14 protein-coding genes and 2 pseudogenes are annotated in these 17,810 nt (G+C 74.2%); 12 read left to right on the forward strand and 4 right to left on the reverse strand.

All coding sequences use genetic code 11. The annotated features are described in order from the left end of the window. The first annotated feature begins 8 nt into the window (after positions 1–8). Positions 9–1,445, forward strand: a complete 1,437-nt coding sequence (locus C2142_RS24445; protein ID WP_194235803.1) for an MFS transporter — start codon at positions 9–11, stop codon at positions 1,443–1,445. Between the two features lie 9 nt (positions 1,446–1,454). Here the strand turns inward: C2142_RS24445 and C2142_RS24450 are convergent, their stop codons facing one another. Then, positions 1,455–2,732, reverse strand: coding sequence for a hypothetical protein (locus C2142_RS24450; RefSeq protein WP_148644620.1), 1,278 nt, complete (start codon positions 2,730–2,732; stop codon positions 1,455–1,457). A gap of 494 nt (positions 2,733–3,226) precedes the next feature. Between C2142_RS24450 and C2142_RS24455 the strand changes: the two genes are divergently transcribed. The 3 genes from C2142_RS24455 to C2142_RS24465 all read left to right on the forward strand — a co-directional run bounded on the left by C2142_RS24455 (position 3,227) and on the right by C2142_RS24465 (position 7,661). Continuing rightward, positions 3,227–3,796 carry a class F sortase gene (locus C2142_RS24455; RefSeq protein WP_148644996.1) on the forward strand — a complete coding sequence of 190 codons (570 nt, stop codon included), beginning with the start codon at positions 3,227–3,229 and terminating at the stop codon, positions 3,794–3,796. After that, a complete protein-coding gene (locus C2142_RS24460) occupies positions 3,793–5,118 on the forward strand; it encodes an alpha/beta hydrolase-fold protein (RefSeq protein WP_148644621.1) in 1,326 nt (441 codons plus the stop codon). Before C2142_RS24455 ends, C2142_RS24460 begins: the two co-directional genes overlap by 4 nt. 110 nt (positions 5,119–5,228) lie before the next feature. After that, complete coding sequence (locus C2142_RS24465; protein ID WP_162002530.1) at positions 5,229–7,661, forward strand: DUF2156 domain-containing protein; 2,433 nt, start codon at positions 5,229–5,231, stop codon at positions 7,659–7,661. A gap of 119 nt (positions 7,662–7,780) precedes the next feature. Here the strand turns inward: C2142_RS24465 and C2142_RS24470 are convergent, their stop codons facing one another. Then, positions 7,781–8,218: an SsgA family sporulation/cell division regulator gene (locus tag C2142_RS24470; protein WP_148644623.1), complete on the reverse strand. Its 438-nt coding sequence runs from the start codon at positions 8,216–8,218 to the stop codon at positions 7,781–7,783. A 330-nt stretch (positions 8,219–8,548) separates the two neighbouring features. On the opposite strand from C2142_RS24470, the gene C2142_RS24475 reads away from it, so the two are divergent. The 5 genes and pseudogenes from C2142_RS24475 (at position 8,549) to C2142_RS24495 (ending at position 13,228) form a co-directional block, all read left to right on the forward strand. Further along, positions 8,549–10,381 carry a DEAD/DEAH box helicase gene (locus tag C2142_RS24475; RefSeq protein ID WP_148644997.1) on the forward strand — a complete coding sequence of 611 codons (1,833 nt, stop codon included), beginning with the start codon at positions 8,549–8,551 and terminating at the stop codon, positions 10,379–10,381. 307 nt (positions 10,382–10,688) lie between these two features. Further along, a pseudogene (locus tag C2142_RS40335) lies at positions 10,689–10,895 on the forward strand (TM2 domain-containing protein); the annotation flags it as partial. 8 nt (positions 10,896–10,903) lie between these two features. Next, a complete protein-coding gene (locus tag C2142_RS24485) occupies positions 10,904–11,383 on the forward strand; it encodes a DUF2752 domain-containing protein (protein ID WP_148644625.1) in 480 nt (159 codons plus the stop codon). Positions 11,384–11,733: 350 nt separating this feature from the next. Then, positions 11,734–12,384 carry a helix-turn-helix domain-containing protein gene (locus C2142_RS24490; RefSeq protein ID WP_148644626.1) on the forward strand — a complete coding sequence of 217 codons (651 nt, stop codon included), beginning with the start codon at positions 11,734–11,736 and terminating at the stop codon, positions 12,382–12,384. 37 nt (positions 12,385–12,421) lie between these two features. After that, the gene (locus C2142_RS24495; protein WP_241002751.1) at positions 12,422–13,228 is read left to right on the forward strand and encodes a S16 family serine protease; all 807 of its coding nucleotides are present in this window, start codon (positions 12,422–12,424) and stop codon (positions 13,226–13,228) included. 159 nt (positions 13,229–13,387) lie between these two features. On the opposite strand, the gene C2142_RS24500 is transcribed toward C2142_RS24495, so the two are convergent. Beyond that, positions 13,388–13,933 (reverse strand): Lrp/AsnC family transcriptional regulator, encoded by a 546-nt coding sequence (locus tag C2142_RS24500; RefSeq protein ID WP_241002752.1) that lies wholly within the window; start codon positions 13,931–13,933, stop codon positions 13,388–13,390. Between the two features lie 269 nt (positions 13,934–14,202). Between C2142_RS24500 and C2142_RS24505 the strand changes: the two are divergent. Then, positions 14,203–14,649 (forward strand): annotated as a pseudogene (locus C2142_RS24505) (VOC family protein); the annotation flags it as partial. Between the two features lie 67 nt (positions 14,650–14,716). Here the strand turns inward: C2142_RS24505 and C2142_RS24510 are convergent. Then, positions 14,717–15,268 carry a hypothetical protein gene (locus C2142_RS24510; protein WP_148644628.1) on the reverse strand — a complete coding sequence of 184 codons (552 nt, stop codon included), beginning with the start codon at positions 15,266–15,268 and terminating at the stop codon, positions 14,717–14,719. Between the two features lie 212 nt (positions 15,269–15,480). Here C2142_RS24510 and C2142_RS24515 point away from each other — a divergent pair, with 212 nt between their 5' ends. Beyond that, a complete protein-coding gene (locus C2142_RS24515; RefSeq protein WP_174315683.1) occupies positions 15,481–16,206 on the forward strand; it encodes a response regulator transcription factor in 726 nt (241 codons plus the stop codon). After that, positions 16,203–17,759, forward strand: a complete 1,557-nt coding sequence (locus C2142_RS24520; RefSeq protein ID WP_241002753.1) for a HAMP domain-containing sensor histidine kinase — start codon at positions 16,203–16,205, stop codon at positions 17,757–17,759. Before C2142_RS24515 ends, C2142_RS24520 begins: the two co-directional genes overlap by 4 nt. The last annotated feature ends 51 nt before the right edge of the window (positions 17,760–17,810 follow it).

Below are 17,810 nucleotides of genomic sequence, written 5' to 3' on the forward strand. Positions count from 1 at the left end.
TGGCACGCATGACCACTGCCTCCCCCACCTCGGTCGACGCCGGCCCGACACCCCCCGACACGAGCGACTCCGGCGGGGTGCTCGGCGCCCGTTACCGGGCGCTGACCCTGGGCATCGTCTCGGTGGTCCTGCTGCTCGCCTTCGAGGCGACGGCCGTCAACACCGCGATGCCGGTGGCGGCCCGTCAGCTGGACGGGCTGGGGCTGTACGCGTTCGCGTTCTCCGGCTACTTCACCACCACCCTGTTCGCCCTGGTCGTCTCCGGCCAGTGGTGCGACAAGCGGGGCCCGCTGCAACCGCTGTTCACCGGTATCGCGGTGTTCGGCGCGGGCCTGGTGGTGGCCGGGGCGGCGCCCGGGATGTGGGTGTTCGTCGCGGGCCGGGCGATCCAGGGCCTGGGAGGCGGGCTGGTGATCGTCGCCCTGTACGTGGTGGTCGGAAGGGCCTACCCGGAGCGGCTGCGGCCGGCCGTCTTCGCGGCCTTCTCCTCGGCCTGGGTGCTGCCCTCGATCGTCGGCCCGGTGGTCTCCGGAGCCGTCACCCAGCACCTGGGCTGGCGCTGGGTGTTCCTCTCCGTCCCGGTGCTGATACTGCTGCCCCTGGCGGTGATGGGCCCGGCGCTGCGCCGCTCGGAGCGGGAGCAGCCGGTGCTGAAGGGCGTCGACTTCGACCGCCGCCGCACCCGGCTGGCCGCGATGGCCGCGCTCGGCGCGGGCCTGCTGCAGTACGCCGGGCAGCGGCTGGACCTGGTCGCGCTGGTTCCGGCCGCCGCCGGGGCGGCGCTGCTGCTGCCCGCCGTGCTGGGGCTGCTGCCCGCGGGGACGCTGCGGGCGGGGCGCGGGCTGCCGACGGTGATCCTGCTGCGCGGGGTGGCGGCGGGGGCGTTCTTCTCGGCGGAGGCGTTCATCCCGCTGATGATGGTCACCGAGCGGGGCCTGTCGCCGACGCTGGCCGGCCTGACGCTGACCAGCGGCGGCCTCTCCTGGGCGCTGGGCTCCTGGCTGCAGGGCCGGCCGGGGGCGGAGCGGTTCCGGGAGGCGATGATCCGGGGCGGCTTCGTACTGACCGCGGTGGCGATCGCGGGGGCGGCCCTGGTGCTGGTCCCGGCGGTGCCGGCCTGGGTGGCGGCGGTGGCCTGGGGGGTCGGCGGGATCGGCATGGGGCTGGCGGTGGCGAGTGTCAGCGTGCTGATGATGAGCCTGTCCGCGCCGGAGGACGCCGGGGCCAACTCGGCCTCGCTGCAGGTGAGCGACGCGCTCGGCAACGTGCTGCTGGTCGGCCTCGCGGGGGTGCTGTTCTCGGCGCTGGGCGGCGGCTCGGCCGCCGCCGCCCGCGAGGGCGCCGGGGGCACCGGCTCGTCCGGCGCGTTCGCGGTGATCTTCCTGACCATGACCGGGGTGGCGCTGCTGGGCGCCCTCGTCGCGGGCCGGGTGCGGAAGGCGTAGGGCCGCGGGTCAGCCGGCGGCGGCCGCGGGGGCGGGGGAGCCCAGGAAGGTCTCCCAGCCGCCGGCGGGGGCCTGGCCGGGGGCGAGGCTCTGGAGCTTGCGCAGCACCGCCGGGTCCTGCGCGTCCAGCCAGTTCACCAGCTGGCGGAAGGAGACCAGCCGGACGCCGGGCCGGCCGGCGATGGCCTTCAGCGCGTCCTCGACGGCGTTCATGTAGATGCCGCCGTTCCACTGCTCGAAGTGGTTGCCGATGACGTACGGCGCCCGGTTGGTGGTGTACGCCCGCTCGAAGCCCATCAGGTAGGAGTCCCGGGCCTGGGTCTGGTACGCCGCGTGGAGCGAGGGGTCGGCCTTGGTGTTGCTGCCGGACTGGTTGAACATGATGTTGTAGTCCATCGACAGCACCTGGAAGGTGTGCCCGGGGAAGGGGATGGACTGCAACGGGAGGTCCCAGAGCGCGCCGCCCTGGATCTTCTGGGGCCACACCTGGGTGCCGTTGCCGCTGCTGTCGTACCGCCAGCCGCGCCTGGCGGCGGTCGGCAGCAGGTTGCGCTGGCCCTCCAGGCAGGGGGTGCGGCTGCCGATCAGCTCCTTGCGGTAGTCGAAGGGCAGCGCGGGCAGGTCGGTGAAGCCGGTGTTGGTCTTCCAGTTCATGACGAAGTCCATCGCCTGCTCGATCTCGCTGTCCCACTCCTCCGGCGACCACCTGCCGACGCCGGTGGCGCCGCAGAAGTGCCCGTTGAAGTGGGTGCCGATCTCGTGCCCCTCCATCCACGCCGCGTGCAGGTTCGTCAGCGTGTCGTGGATGTGCTGGTCGCTCAGGTAGCCGATGTCGGAGGCGCCGGCCTTGTGCTGCGGCGGGCGGTAGAGGTCCTTCTTGGACTCGGGCAGCAGGTAGAGGCCGCTCAGGAAGAAGGTCATCGAGGCGTTGTGCTCCCGCGCGAGCTTGCGGAACCGGCCGAAGAGGCCGTTGTCGAGCTCGCCGGCGCCGTCCCAGGAGAAGACCACGAACTGCGGCGGGCGCTCGCCGAGCTTCAGCGGTTCGGCGGTGGGCTGGCCCGGCTGCGGGCCGGTGTCCGAGGTGGAGCCGTCGCCGATGAGGGTGGCCGGGGGTTTGGGGGCCTCGGACGAGTGCCCGGCCTGGTCCGCCGCCGGGCTGGCCGGCGCCGGCGCCGGCGTGGCCCCCTGCCCACCGACCTGCCCGCTGTTTCCGCCGCAGCCGGCCGCGAGGGTGGCGGCGGTCGCGGCACCGGCGGCCAGTAGGGTGCGGCGGGAAAGAGGGTCCATGGTCACTCCGTTCGTGAGGCGTGCGGACGGCGTGCGACGGCCCCGGCGGGAGGAAGCGCCACACGTCCGGTCGGACAAGTGCGGTGATAGACCTTGAGCGGGGTCAGCATGGCATGTGGTCTCGACCGGTCAGTGATGCACCACGGTCGGTCCGAACTGATCGCCCGATTGATGCAACCGGATGGGCCGCCCAGATGGTCGATGCCCATGCGGGCGGAACCGGGGGCAGTCATTCCGGGGACCGCTGCTCTCTCCGGGTGGTCGGGGGTCTACTCGGAGTACGCCCCGGGCCCTCGGCCCTGCCGATCGGGGGGTGCCGGTACGACCATCGTGTTGATGTGCCTTAGGGTCCCGTCCGGTTGGATTGTTCCCAGGGATCTCCCAGGGAGCAGCAAGTCGTCAGCAGAGGAGAGCACCGGGTGGGTGCCCAGCAGAGCAGGAGCCCGTGGCCGGGCACCCTGGCGGTCGGTGCCGCGCTCGTCCTCGGCGCCTGGATGCTGAACCAGGGCGGCCACCTCGAACTGCCCCCGGCCCCGGCCGCCGGCCAGGCCCTCTCGGGCTTCGCCCCGGTCTCCGTCGTCCCGCCGCTCGGCCCCTCCGCCCCCACCCGGATCCGGATCCCCGCCGTGAAGCTCGACGCCCCGGTCACCGGCCTCGGCCTGGACGCCGACGGCCACCTCCAGGCACCCCCGGAGACCGACCGGAACCTGGCCGGTTGGTACCGCGGCGGCGCCACCCCCGGGCAGCGCGGCACCGCGATCATCGCGGGCCACGTCGACAACCGGACCGGACCCGCCGTCTTCTACGATCTGGGGGCGCTGCACCGCGGCGACCGGATCGAGATCGCCCGCGAGGACGGCGCCACCGCCGTCTACCAGCTCTACGCCATCGAAGTGCACGACCGAAAGGACTTCCCGGACGACCGGGTGTACCGCCAGGCCGCAGACGCCCAGCTCAGGGTGATCACCTGCGGCGGCGGGTACAGCGAGGAACACGGCTACCAGGGAAACGTGGTCGCCTACGGCTTCCTGGCCGACACCACCCGGCCGGGGAAGAAGATATGACGCCCGTCTCGCTTGCCGTCCGCTGGAACCCGATCGACTGGCCGCTGACGCACGGCCCGATCCCGTACGCCGTGCTCGCGGCCGGCTGGGGGTCCCTGCTCCTGCTGGGGCTGGCCCGCGGCCGCGCCTGGTGGGGCCGCCGGCTGCCCGCCGCGCTGCTCGCGGCCGCCGCGCTCAGCGTGCTGGTGGACGTCGTCGTCGACGGCTGGTGGCACCCCTTCCCGGAGGGGCTGCCGCGGTACGTCCGCTGGTGGATCGCCGTCGCCCTGCTGGCCGGCTGCCTGGCCGGGTTCCGGGTGCCGAGGCTGCGCCTGCGGGGCAGGCTGCTGGCGGTCGGCGGCGCGCTCCTGGTGCTGCTGATGTCCTCCTCGCAGGTCAACCGCGGCTTCGACCAGTACCCCAGCGGGCGCGTCATGCTCGCGCCCTGGCTGAACAAGACGCAGGAGCTGACCACCAGCAGGAGGGCCGAGACCGTGGCGGCGCCGCCCGGCAAGGCGCTCTCCGAGGTCTGGCACGCCCCTCCCGGCCTGCCGGCCAAGGGCACCGTCTCCAAGACGCCGATCCCCGGGGCCAAGTCCGGCTTCAAGGCCCGCGACGCCTACGTCTACCTGCCGCCCGCCTACCACGCCACCCCCAGGCCGCTGCTGCCCGTGGTGGTCCTGCTGGGCGGCCAGCCGGGCGTGCCCGAGGACTGGGTGAACACCGCTCAGGTGAACGAGGCCCTGGACGCCTTCGCCGCCGCGCACGAGGGCCTGGCACCGATCGTGGTGATGCCCGACCAGCTGGGCTCCACCTGGGCCAACACCCTCTGCTTCGACTCGAAGATCGCCAAGGTCCAGACCTACCTGGCGGTGGACGTCCCGGAGTGGGTGGGCGAGCACCTCCAGGCCGCCAAGGGCCGGGGCTCCTGGTCGATCGGCGGCGCCTCCATGGGCGGTACCTGCGCCCTCCAGCTCGCCGTCAACGCCCCCGAGGTCTACGGCTCCTTCCTCGACATGTCCGGCCAGGACGAGCCCACCCTGGGCACCCGGACGGAGACCGTCAACGTCGCCTTCGGCGGGGACAACGCCGCGTTCGAGGCCGTCAACCCCATGCACCTGCTGACCCGCAAGAAGTTCCCGGACACCGCCGCCGCGATCGTCGTCGGCCGCACCGACGACTACTTCCGCCGGCAGCAGGAGAAGATCTACCAGGCGGCCCTGGCGGCCGGCATGAAGGCCAAGTTCGACCTGATGCCGGGCGGACACGGCTGGGTGATCTTCCGGCCCGGCATCGCCGACCAGCTGCCCTGGCTGGCCCAGCAGACCGGGCTGACCCCGTGATACGGCTCGGTGCGGCCCCCGTGGTGCCTGCCCAGCGGACCGCCGCCGACCCGGCACCGGCAGCGGCACCGGCAGCGGCCCCGGAACCGGGCCCGGAACCGGGCCGGCGGGTGCTGACCGGGCCGGCCGCCCGGCTGCGCGCCGCACCGCTGACCCTCACGCTGCTCGCCGTCCTCTGGGCGGTCGGCGGTGCCACCGGCAGCCTGGCCCACGGCCCCTCCCGGGGGCTGCTGGCGCAGGCCGGCGTCGGCCTGCCCACCCTCGCCGAGGGACGCTGGTGGACACCGTTCACCTCGCTGCTCTGGTGCTCCGGCCTGGCCTCGTACGTCTCCACCAGCCTGCTGCTGCTCCTGGTCGGCCCGGCCGCCGAGAACCGGCTGGGCCGGCGCCGGACCCTCCTGGTGCTGGTCGGCGGCCAGCTGGCGGGCACCCTGCTGGGGACCGCACTGGTCGCGGCCGGCTCCCGGGCCGGCGAGCACTGGACCCACTCGGTCGCGGACCAGACCGCGATCGGCCCCATCGTCGGCCTGTTCGCCCTGGCCGGGGTGCTCGGCTACCGGCTCACCGTGCTCTGGCGGCGCCGGCTGCACCTGCTGGTAGTGCTCGTCCCGCTGGTGATGACGCTGTACGTCGGCCATCTGCAGAGCGTCCAGCGCTTCGCCGGCGCGCTGGTCGGCCTCGGCGCCGGCGCGCTGCTGGCCCGGGGCCGGTGGCAGCTGGGCCCGCACCGGGCCTCGCACAACGAGACCCGGGTGCTGGTCGCGCTCTGCCTGGTGGCCGCGGCCCTCGGGCCGCTGATCGCCTCGCTGTACGACAACGCCGCCGGGCCGTTCAACACCTTCTCGGAGCTGTACTTCTCCCAGCGGCTCACCCCGGACGAGGTCGCCGACTTCTGCGCGCTCTCCGCCCACGAGTGCGCCCGGGCGCACGCCGTCGAGCGGATCTTCGACACGCCGGCCCGGCTGATGGCCGCGCTGTTCCCGGCGCTGCTGCTGGTCCTCGCCGAGGGGCTGCGGCGCGGGCTGCGGCTCGCCTGGCGGATCACCGTCGCCACCGAGCTGCTCTGGGCCGCGCTGCTGGTCTGGCTGTTCACCGAGACCGGTACCGGCTCCGGGGACGTGGTGCAGTACTTCGTCGAGGCGCTGCTGCTGCCGCTGCTCACCACCGGCCTGCTGCTGACCACCCGGCAGCGGTTCGGCCTGCGGCTGCCGGGCGCGCTGCACGGCCGGCTTGCCGCCCTGCTCGGCGGGGCGGTACTGGCCGCCTCCGCCGCGTACGCGGGCCTCGGTCTGCTGGCGTCCGGTCAGTTCGAGCCGGGCGCGACCTTCCGCGGGCTGGTCTCCGGGCTGCCGGCGCAGTTCCTTCCCCCGGCCTACAACGACCTGCTGCCCGACTACCCGATCGCCGTCGGCCCGCTCGCCCGGCTGCTGGAGACGTACTGCGGGCTGGTCTTCTGGGTGGTCGCGCTGACCGCGCTGCTGGTGGCCTTCCGGCGGCCGGCGGTGCACGCGGACGCCGCGGACGCGGCCCGCGCCCGGGCGCTGCTCACCGCGCACGGCGGCGGCACGCTCTCCTTCATCACCACCTGGGACGGCAACCACTACTGGTTCGACGAGGAGGGCCGGGCCGCGGTCGCCTACCGGGTGCTCTCGACGGTCGCGCTGACCACCGGAGACCCGTTCGGCGAACCGGAGGCCCGCCGCCGGGCGGTGGCCGGCTTCGCCCGCTACTGCGACGCCCGCGGCTGGACGCCGTGCTTCTACAGCGTCACCCCGGAGACCATGGCCGAAGCCGGGCAGCTCGGCTGGCGTTCGCTGCAGGTCGCCGAGGACACCGTGGTCGCGCTGCCCGGGCTGGCCTTCACCGGCCGCAAGTGGCAGGACATCCGCACCGCGCTCAACAAGGCCGGCAAGCAGGGCATCACCGCCGAGTGGTGGGCCTACCGCGACGCGCCGCTCGCGCTGCGGGACCAGATCCGCTCGATCTCGGAGGAGTGGGTCTCGGAGAAGGGCCTGCCCGAGATGGGCTTCACCCTCGGCGGCCTGGAGGAGCTGGACGACCCGGCCGTCCGGCTGCTGATCGCCGTCGACGGGGACCGGACCGTCCACGGGCTGACCAGCTGGATGCCGGTGTACGAGAACGGGGCGCCGGTCGGCTGGACGCTGGACTTCATGCGCCGGCGCTCGGACGGCTTCCGCGGGGTGACGGAGTTCCTGATCGCCTCGGCCGCGCTCGGCTTCAAGGAGGAGGGCGCGCGCTTCCTCTCGCTCTCGGGCGCGCCGCTGGCCCGCTCCGGGCAGGACGCGGCGCCCACCGGGATGCAGCGGATGCTGGACTGGATGGGCCGGGTGCTGGAGCCGGTGTACGGGTTCCGCTCGCTGCTCGCGTTCAAGGCGAAGTTCCAGCCGGAGTACCGGCCGATGTTCATGGCGTACCCGGACCCGGCGGCGCTGCCCAGCATCACCCGGGCGATCGGCAAGGCGTACCTGCCGCACCTGACGGCGGCGCAGGGCGTCCGGCTGATGCGCCGGCTCTCGTCCTGAGTCCCGGCCCTCCCGTCCTCCGGCTCCGCTCTGCCCGGGCCCGGCCCGGCCCGGGCGGACGCGGACGGCCGGGCCTGCCCGGGGGCTCCCGGGCGTGGGCACGCTCCGGCGCCGGGCACTCAGCCCAGCAGCTCGGCCAGCGCCCGGTCGGCGTCCAGGTGCAGGTGCTCCTCGCCCTCGGGGACGGCCAGCCGGCTGCGCCAGAGGAAGCGCCGCAGGTCGGCGCTGTCGAACTGGACGAGTGCGGTGCCCTCGGGCGCGCGCAGCTCGACCATGGTGCGCCGGCCGATCGCGGGCCGGACGTGGACGTCACCGACCCCGGCGGGCAGCTCCAGCCCGGCCGTGAGCAGCCGGCGGGCGAACACCCAGACGATGTCCGGGCCGCCGTCCGGGCCGGGCGCGTCGGAGGGCTCGTCCAGGGAGAACTCGGCCGGGAAGGCCATCCGGACCGCGAGCGGGTCGTCCGGGCGGTAGGACAGGGCGACCCGCAGCCGGGCGGAGCGGTGGGTGGAGAGGATCAGGCGGGCCTGGACGGTCTCTTCGACGGCGGTGTGCACGGCGCGTCCCTTCTCGGGGTGTGGGGCCTTCTCGGTGGCGTGAGGCCGCAGTGACGGCTGTGGAGGGTGGGGCGGCCTCACCCTGGTGAGAGTCGGTACAGGTGGCTCCGCTTACCCGCTTTTCCCGGGCAATCCCTGTGACCTGCGTCATATCGCTTTCCGGCCGCGCAGGCCGCGCGGGGGCCCGGCCTGGCCGCCCGGACGGTGCCGGGCCGGGTAGGCTGGGCTGGTTGTCCGATTGCCTCCCGACCGCGGGTCAGGGCTGCCAAACCGCCTCTGACCTGCGATGATCCCCCCTCGGAGACCGTGAGTACTGCCGCCGCCTCCTCGATGCCGCTCTTCTCCGACGTGCAGGAGCCGCACGCGCCCGGCCGGACCGCCGGCCATGCGTCGGCCTCCCCCTCGCACCACCTGTCGCCGGCCTTCCCCGGCCGGGCCCCCTGGGGCACCGCCGGGAAGCTGCGGGCCTGGCAGCAGGGTGCGCTGGACAAGTACATCGAGAACCAGCCGCGCGACTTCCTCGCGGTCGCGACCCCGGGTGCAGGCAAGACCACCTTCGCGCTGACCCTGGCCTCCTACCTGCTCCACAACCACCTGGTGCAGCAGGTCACCGTGGTCGCGCCGACCGAGCACCTCAAGAAGCAGTGGGCCGAGGCCGCCGCGCGGATAGGCATCAGGCTGGACCCGGCGTACTCCTCCGGGCCGCTCTCCCGGGACTACCACGGCATCGTGGTCACCTACGCGGGCGTCGGCGTGAACCCGATGCTGCACCGCAACCGCACCGAGGCCCGCAAGACGCTGGTCATCATGGACGAGATCCACCACGCCGGTGACTCCAAGTCCTGGGGCGAGGCCTGCTTCGAGGCCTTCGAGCCGGCCTCCCGCCGGCTGGCGCTGACCGGTACGCCGTTCCGCTCGGACACCAACCCGATCCCGTTCGTCCAGTACGAGGCGGGCGGCGACGGCATCCGCAAGTCGGTCGCCGACTACACCTACGGCTACGGGCACGCCCTCGCCGACCACGTCGTGCGCCCGGTGATCTTCCTCTCCTACAGCGGCAACATGCGCTGGCGGACCAAGTCCGGCGACGAGCTGGAGGCGCGGCTCGGCGAGCCGATGACCAAGGACCTGATCGCCCAGGCCTGGCGCACCGCGCTGGCCCCGCAGGGCGAGTGGATCCCCAGCGTGCTCCAGGCGGCCGACCGGCGCCTGACCGAGGTCCGCAAGGCGATCCCGGACGCCGGCGGCCTGGTGATCGCCACCGACCAGAACGTGGCGCGCGCGTACGCCAAGATGCTGCGCGAGATCAGCGGCGAGAAGGCCACCGTGGTGCTCTCCGACGAGGCGGAGGCGTCCAAGCGGATCTCCGACTTCTCGGCGGGCGACTCGCGCTGGATGGTCGCCGTCCGCATGGTGTCCGAGGGCGTCGACGTGCCCCGCCTGGCCGTCGGCGTGTACGCCACCTCGATCTCCACCCCGCTGTTCTTCGCGCAGGCCGTCGGCCGTTTCGTGCGCGCCCGCAAGCGCGGGGAGACGGCCTCCGTCTTCCTGCCGACCATCCCGACGCTGCTGGGCTTCGCCAACGAGATGGAGCTCCAGCGCGACCACGTGCTGGACCGGCCGAAGAAGGAGGGCGAGGGCCTCTTCGATGAGGAGGACCGGCTGCTCGCCGAGGCCGAGCGGGCCAACGACGGGCCGGACGGCGCCGGCGGCGACGAGTTCTCCTACGAGGCGATCGGCTCCGACGCGGTCTTCGACCGGGTGCTGTACAACGCCATGGAGTTCGGCATGCAGGCGCACCCGGGCAGCGAGGAGGAGGAGGACTACCTCGGCATCCCGGGCCTGCTGGAGCCGGACCAGGTGCAGATGCTGCTGCAGAAGCGCCAGCACCGGCAGATCCAGCGCAGCAAGGCCAAGCCGGCCGATGAGGCCGACCTGCTGGAGCTGCCGGCCGAGCAGCGGCCGGTCGTCACCCACCAGGAACTGCGCGAGCTCCGCAAGGAGTTGAACGCGCTGGTGGCGGCCTGGCACCACCGGACCAGCCAGCCGCACGGCACCATTCACAACGAGCTGCGCCGTCAGTGCGGGGGGCCGCTCACCGCGCAGGCGACCGCCAATCAGCTGAAGGCGCGGATCGAGCGAATCCGGGAATGGGCGAAGTAACGATCCGTCAGCGGTTCGTTTTAACCGGTAATCCGGGCTGTTCCCAAGAGCATGTGACATTCCGGTATACGCGAAGGAATTGTAGAGACAGCCGGTGTGATGATCGGCTAGTGTTCCGCGTGCTGCGCCGCCTTCGGGCCGTCGGAGTTGTGCGCCGGCCCGTCAGGGGCGGCCGCCACGGCCTCCGATGCGCCAGGCCGGCGAACCTCACCGACCCGAGGCCGCGACAACCGTCGGGCCCGGGCCTGTCGTCACAAGGAGCACACCGAACGTGTCGTACCCCCCCTACGCCCAGCAGCCCGAGCTGTCCGACAAGTCGAAGGTCGTCGCGGGCGTCCTGACGATCCTGCTCGGCAGCCTGGGTGTCGGCCGGTTCTACACCGGTCACATCGGCATCGGCATCGCCCAGCTGCTGACCTGCGGTGGCTTCGGCATCTGGTCCCTGATCGACGGCATCCTCTTCCTCACCAGCAACGACCGCACGGACGCCCAGGGCCGTCTGCTGCGCAGCTGATCTTGCGCATGCCATCCACGGCGCGCCGCCCCGGCTCCGGCCTGGGCGGCTTCGCCGTGCCCGCGTCCTGGGCCGCCCGGCTGCCCCTGCTCGCCCGGCTGTCCCGCTCCGCCCGGCTGCGCTTCGCCGGGCCGCCGCTGGCGGTGGCCGCCGGCGGCCTCGCCGGTGCCGCGTACCTGTGGTCCCGCAACCCGCACCTGCCCGGACAGGCGCTGCCGTTCTGCCCCTGGCGCAGGATCACCGGGCTGGACTGCCCGGGCTGCGGCGGCACCCGGATGACGTACGACCTGCTGCACGGCGACCTCGCGGCGGCCTGGCACGACAACGCGGCGCTACTGCTCTCGCTGCCGCTGGTCGCGCTGCTCTACCTCACCTGGCTGCGGCACGGCCTGGCCGGCCGGAGCTGGCGGCCCCCGCTCGAACGCCGCGGCACGGCCGTGCTGCTCGGCGTCGCGGTGGCCTGGACGGTGCTGCGCAACCTGCTCTGACCCGGAGCGTGGCGCCCCCGTGGCCCGGAGTGTCCGGACATCGGACTGTGCTCGAACTTGCACCCGGTCGTCACCGGCGAAATACGGGCCTTTGCCCGTATTTGTCATGCGTGGCGAAATTGATCATGCCCGAATTTTGGACAAGCACTTCCGCTGGGGGAATTCCTTCACTACCTTTCCCCCACGCTCTCCCGCTGGGAAACCCCCGCGAGACGGGCACCGCAGGACCGCCAGGACGTCAAGGACGACACACCGCGGCCCGAGCGCGGCCACCCACCCTGCGCGCGACACCTGAGTCCCGGACCGGCGCCTCCGTTCCGGCGACCCGCCGCGGAAAGGAATTGCGCGTCGTGACTGCAGAGACCTCCCAGACCCTGGACCGTGGCGTCCGGGTCCTCAAGCTCCTCGCCGACTCCGAGCGCGGGCTGACCGTCACCGAGCTGGCGGCCCGGCTCGCCGTCAACCGGACCGTCGTCTACCGGCTGCTGGCCACCCTGGAACAGCACGGGCTGGTCCGCCGGGACATCGGCGGCCGTGCCCGGGTCGGCCTCGGCGTGCTGAGGCTGGCCCACCGGGTGCACCCGCTGCTGCGCGAAGCGGCGCTGCCCGCCCTGCGCAGCCTGGCCGAGGACCTCGGAGCCACCGCCCACCTCACCCTGGTGGACGGGAGCGAGGCGCTGGCGGTCGCCGTGGTCGAGCCCAGCTGGACCGACTTCCACGTCGCATACCGGACCGGGCTGCGCCACCCGCTGGGGGAGAGCGCCGCGGGGCGGGCGATCCTGGAGGCGCGCGGCTTCCCCAGCCAGCGCCGTCCGGAGCAGGGGTTCGTCATCACCCGCGCGGAGGAGCAGTCCGGGGCGAGCGGCGCGGCCGCCGCGCTGGTCGGGCTGAGCGGGATCGAGGGCAGCGTGGGCGTGGTGATGCTGAACGGCCTGGTCCCCGAACGGGTCGGCCCCCGGGTCGTGGAGGCCGCGACGGAGGTCGCCGACGCCCTCCGGTAGTGCCTGACCAGGGGCCCGGGTGTGTTTGGATGCCTCTGTGTCCGACTCCAAGCTGCCCCCGGCCCTGACCTCCCCCCGGACCCGCGCGCTGACGCTGTGCGGGGCGCTGGTCGCCGCGCTGTTCGCCGTCGCCGCCTACGTCCCGCTGCCGTACACGCTGACCTGGCCGGGCGTGACCGCGGACACCCTCGGCAGCTACCAGGACAAGCCGGTGCTCACCATCACCGGCGCGCCGCTGCGGACCACCGGGGGCCAGCTGCGGATGGTCACCATCTCGGCGACCAACCCGGACGAGAAGACCACCTTCTGGCGCTCGCTGCGGGCCTGGTTCGACCAGGACGAGGCGATCCGGCCGACCGAGACGGTCTACCCGGCGGGCAACCCGGCCAAGGCCGAGGAGGAGAACGCCCGGCAGATGACCGAGTCGCAGGACAGTGCCACCGCGGCCGCGCTCTCCTACCTCCACCTCTCGCCGGACCAGGTCAAGGTGAAGGTCGACCTCGGTGACATCGGCGGCCCGAGCGCCGGCCAGATGCTGGCACTGGGCATCGTCGACAAGCTCGCCGGGGACGGCAAGGGCGGCGACCTCACCGGCGGGCTGAAGATCGCGGGCACCGGGACCATCGACGACCAGGGCGTGGTCGGTGCCGTCGGCGGCGTGCCACTGAAGACCCAGGCGGCCGCCCGGGACGGTGCGACGGTGTTCCTGCTGCCCAAGGACGAGTGCGCGGACGCCAAGGTCAACACGCCCGAGGGGCTGCGGCTCGTGCCCGTGGGCACGCTGGGCGAGGCCGTCTCCGCGCTGGAGGCGCTGCACAGCGGCGGCGCCGTCCCCGGCTGCTGAGGACGCCGGCCCGGACGGCGGGGCGCGCTGCCGCGGCTCCTGGCGTGCTGCGTGACGGGGCCGGTCGCCGTCGTGGCGGGGTCCCGTCCCGGGGGCCGGGCGAGCCCTGTCCGACGGCCCCGGGGGCCCGGTCGTGTCCCCGCTCCCGGCCGGCCCGGGCTACTCGGCGGCGGCCTGGTCCACCAGCGGCAGGATCCGGTACGGCACCGGGTTCTCCAGGGCGATCGCCGTCGAGGACCGGACGATCCCGTCGAAGCCGACCACCCGGTCGATCACCCGCTGAAGATCGGCGTTGGAGCGGGCCACGATGCGCACCATCATGTCCCCGCGTCCGGTGATCGTGTGCAGCTCCAGCACCTCCGGCACCGCCGCCAGGTGCGTCCGGACGTCGGAACCCTGCCCCTGGGAGATCTCCAGCGTGGCGAAGGCCGTCACCGGGTAGCCCAGCGCCGCCGGGTCCACCTCCGGCCCGAAACCGCCGATCACCCCCTTGGACTGGAGCCGGTCCAGCCGGGCCTGCACGGTGCCCCGGGCCACCTGGAGGCGGCGCGAACACTCCAGCACCCCGATCCGCGGCTCCTCGGCCAGCAGCCGGATCAGCCGGCCGTCCAGCGCGTCGATCGCGTCGTTGCCGCCGCCCGCCGGCGTGGAATTGCCCTGCCCGGCAGGGGAGTCGGGGTCGCTCGGGGCGTGGGCGGGGGGCATCGCGGGCTCCGTCCTCCGGTGGGCAATCTGTACAGCGGTACCGCCGATTCTCCCGCCCCGGCGCACACCTTGACCAGGAGGAAACGGAACAGTTGCGCGGCGGTCGGCGCGGCGCCACCCTCCAGCCACAACCCCGTGAGCCGCTCCCCACACCGGCCCGCGGGGGCAGATCGTGGTCCCGTACGCCTTCCGGGAGGGCCGACATGACCGACACCGCCGCCGAACCCGTGCTGCTCACCGCGGGCCGGGAGGAACCCGACCTCGTCCCGATGGGGCACGCCGACGCGGTGGTCTTCGCGGTCGGCGACGCCGGGCGGGCGGCCCGCCGCTACGCCACCGCGCTCGGACTGCGCTGTACCGCCTACGCCGGCCCGGAGACCGGCGAGCCCGAGACCGTCTCCTACGTCCTGGACGCGCCCGGGACCAGGTTCGTGATCACCTCGCTGGTCCAGGTGATCGGGCCGCGCGGCCGGGAACTGGCCGCACGCCTGGCCCGGCACGGCGACGGGGTCGTCGACCTCGCGGTGGCCGTGCCGGACGTCTACTACGCGTACGACTACGCCGTGGACCGCGGCGCCGGCTCGCTCGCCGAGCCCTACGAGGTGCAGGACCGGTACGGGACGGTGGTGCTCGCCGCGATCGGGGTGCCCGGCGGCACCCGGCACACCCTGGTCGACCGGTCCCGCTACCGCGGTCCCTACCTGCCCGGGTACGTGCCGTTCGCGGGGTGGTAGCCGGCCCGGGGTCACCACCGCCCGGGGGTGACGGCCGGGCGGGGGCCGGTCAGCGGACGACGGTGTCGACGGTCGGCGGGTGGCCGTTCCACGCGACGAAGACCGAGTTGGCCTGGTCGCCCCTGGTGAAGTCCACCCGCAGCCACTGCGGGCCGTTCCAGACCTGCATCTGCCAGCCCGGGTCCGGTGTGGCGGAGACCAGCGAGGCGCTGTCGGTGCGCAGGTCGAGCGCCACCCGGCCGCCCGACACCGGGTAACTGCGCACCGAGGACGTGGTCGTGGCGACCGGCGCCGGGCGGCGCGAGGACGGCTGGGCACCGGACGGCTGGGCACTGGACGGCGCGACGCCGTGCGGGGCGGCCGTCGAGGCCTGGGCGGACGTCGGCGTGGGCTGCTCCGGCCGGGGGGCGGACTGCGCCGGGGCCGTCGCGGTGGGCGTCGGCGCCGCCGCTCCGGCGGACGCCGGGGACGGCAGCGGCAGCGCCGTCGGCTGCTCGAACGCGGCGCCGGTCAGCACCGCGTGCACGCCGAACCAGGACAGCGCCACCGCCGCCCCGGTGGCCGCCGCCCAGGCGCCGAGCTGTACGAGTCCGTTCCGCATCGTCCGCACATCCTGCCGTACTCCGGGGCGCGGCAGGCGGGCACCCCTGCTGTTCAACAGGGAAGTTGCAGAAAGCCCGAGGGTCGCACCGGAACGGCCCGGGCCCGGCCCCGGCGGCCCGTCAGGAGCCCGCCGCGCCGTGCGTCCCTCCACCGGTTCCGACCCACCCGAGGTACAGACCACCGGAGGCCGATGGCGTACCGTGCAGGGCCATGGCAACAGTGCTCGTGGTCGAGGACGACCCCTTCGTACGCTCCGCCCTCATCCGGCACCTGGCCGACACCGGTCACGCGGTCCGCAGTGTGGGCACGGCACTTGAGGCTCTGCGCGAGGTCGCCCAGGTCGGCTGCGACCTGGTGATCCTCGACCTCGGCCTGCCCGATCTGGACGGCAGCGAGGCGCTGAAGATGATCCGCGGCCTGACCAACGTGCCGGTGATCATCTCCACCGCGCGGGACGACGAGGCCGAGATCGTCCGGCTGCTCAACGACGGCGCCGACGACTACCTGGTGAAACCGTTCTCCGGCGAACACCTCAGCGCCCGGATGGCCGCCGTGCTGCGGCGGCTCGGCGGCGGCGCCGCACCGGTCGCCCAGGTGCTCAGGGTCGGCGGTCTCGCCATCGACCTCCAGCGCCGCGAGGCCTCCCTGGACGCCCGGCCCCTCGACCTGACCCGGCGTGAGTTCGACCTGCTGGCCTTCCTCGCCGCCCGCCCCGGCGTGGTCGTCCCGCGCAAGGAGATCCTGGCCGAGGTCTGGCGCCAGACCTACGGCGGCGACCAGACCATCGACGTCCACCTGTCCTGGCTGCGCCGCAAGCTCGGCGAGACCGCCTCCAACCCCCGCTACCTGCACACCGTGCGCGGCGTCGGCGTCCGGCTGGAGGCGCCCGGGCAGCCGGCCGGGCCGGGACCCGCCCCCGCGGAGCGCCGGACATGAGGAGGTTCGGGCACTCGCTGCGCTGGGCCCTGATCAAGGCCGCCGTGGCCGGGACCACCATGGTCGCGCTGGCCTTCCTCATCCCGCTCGGGCTGATGGTCCAGCAGACCGCCCGGGACCGGGCGTTCACGGCGGCCGAGCGTCAGGCGGCGGCGCTCGGGCCGGCGCTCGCCATCACCACCGACCAGGACGCCATCGCCCGCGCGGTGGCCAGTACGGACGCCGGCGCGCAGGGGCGGATGGCGGTCCATCTGCCGCTGCCCCTGCCGCTGCCGGCGGGGGCGGTCGCCCCGGCGGCCGCTTCGCCCGGCACGGCTTCGCCCGGCGGCGTACCGTCCGCTGCCGCCGCAGCCGGTTCCGCTTCGCCCGGCGGGGCGGCCGGGACGCCGCCCGCCGCGACGGCGATGGCCGGGCCGGACGGCGGCGCGACCATCGGCGAGGCCCGCGCGCTGGCCGCCGACGTGGCCACCGCGGGCGGCCAGGGACGCTCGTTCACCGTCGGGGTGCCCGGCGGCTTCGCGCTGCTCCAGCCGGTCGCCGTCGACACCGGCCGGACCGCCGTGGTCGAGGTGTTCGTCGCGGACGGCGACCTCACCCGGGGCATCTCCACCGCCTGGCTGGTGCTCTCGGCGGTCGCACTCGCGCTGGTGGCCATCTCGGTGCTGGTCGCCGACCGGATGGGCGCGCGGATCGTCGCCTCCGCCCGGCGGCTGGCCGCCGCGGCCCGTTCGCTCGGGGCCGGCAACCTCGCCGTCCGGGTGCCGGTCGACGGCCGGGAGAGCGCCGGCAGCCCCGAGGAGCTCCGCGAGGCCGGCCACGCGTTCAACTCGATGGCCGACCGCGTCGTCCAGCTGCTCGCGGCGGAGCGGGAGTTGGCCGCCGACCTGTCGCACCGGCTGCGCACCCCGCTCACCGTGCTGCGGCTCAACGCCGCCTCGCTCGGCGAGGGCGACGCCGCCGACGCCACCCGGCACGCCGTCTCCCAACTGGAGCGCGAGGTCGACCAGATCATCCGCTCGGCCCGCCGCGCCCCCGAGGACGCGCCCGCCGTCACCGTCGGCTGCGACGCCGCCGAGGTGATCCGGGAGCGCGTCGGCTTCTGGTCCGCGCTCGCCGAGGACGAGGGCCGCCGCTGGCAGCTGGCCGGCGCCGACCGGCCCGCCCCGGTGCCGGTCCAGCGCGGCGACCTCGCCGCCGCCGTGGACGCGCTGCTCGGCAACGTGTTCCGGCACACCACCGTCGGCACGGCCTTCTCGGTGGACGTGCTGGCCACCGACAGCTCGTTCATCGTCCTGGTCGGCGACGCCGGTCCGGGCTTCACCGACCCCGAGTCGGCCCTCCAGCGCGGCCAGGGCCACGGCGGCGAGGGCTCCACCGGCCTCGGCCTGGACATCGTCCGCAAGCTCGCCGAGGCCACCGGCGGAGACCTCGCACTCGGCCACTCCGCGGTGCTCGGCGGCGCCGAGATCCGGCTGCGGCTCCAGGCCCGGCCCGACGGCGCGCCGGCCCGCGCCAGCCGCCGGCGCAGCCGCAGCGCGCTCTTCCAGCGGTGACCGGCGGACAGTGACCGGCGGACGGCGGACGGCGGACGGCGGACGGCGGGC

It is taken from the genome of Streptomyces sp. CB01881 (assembly GCF_002953255.1).
Taxonomy (GTDB): Bacteria; Actinomycetota; Actinomycetes; order Streptomycetales; family Streptomycetaceae; genus Kitasatospora.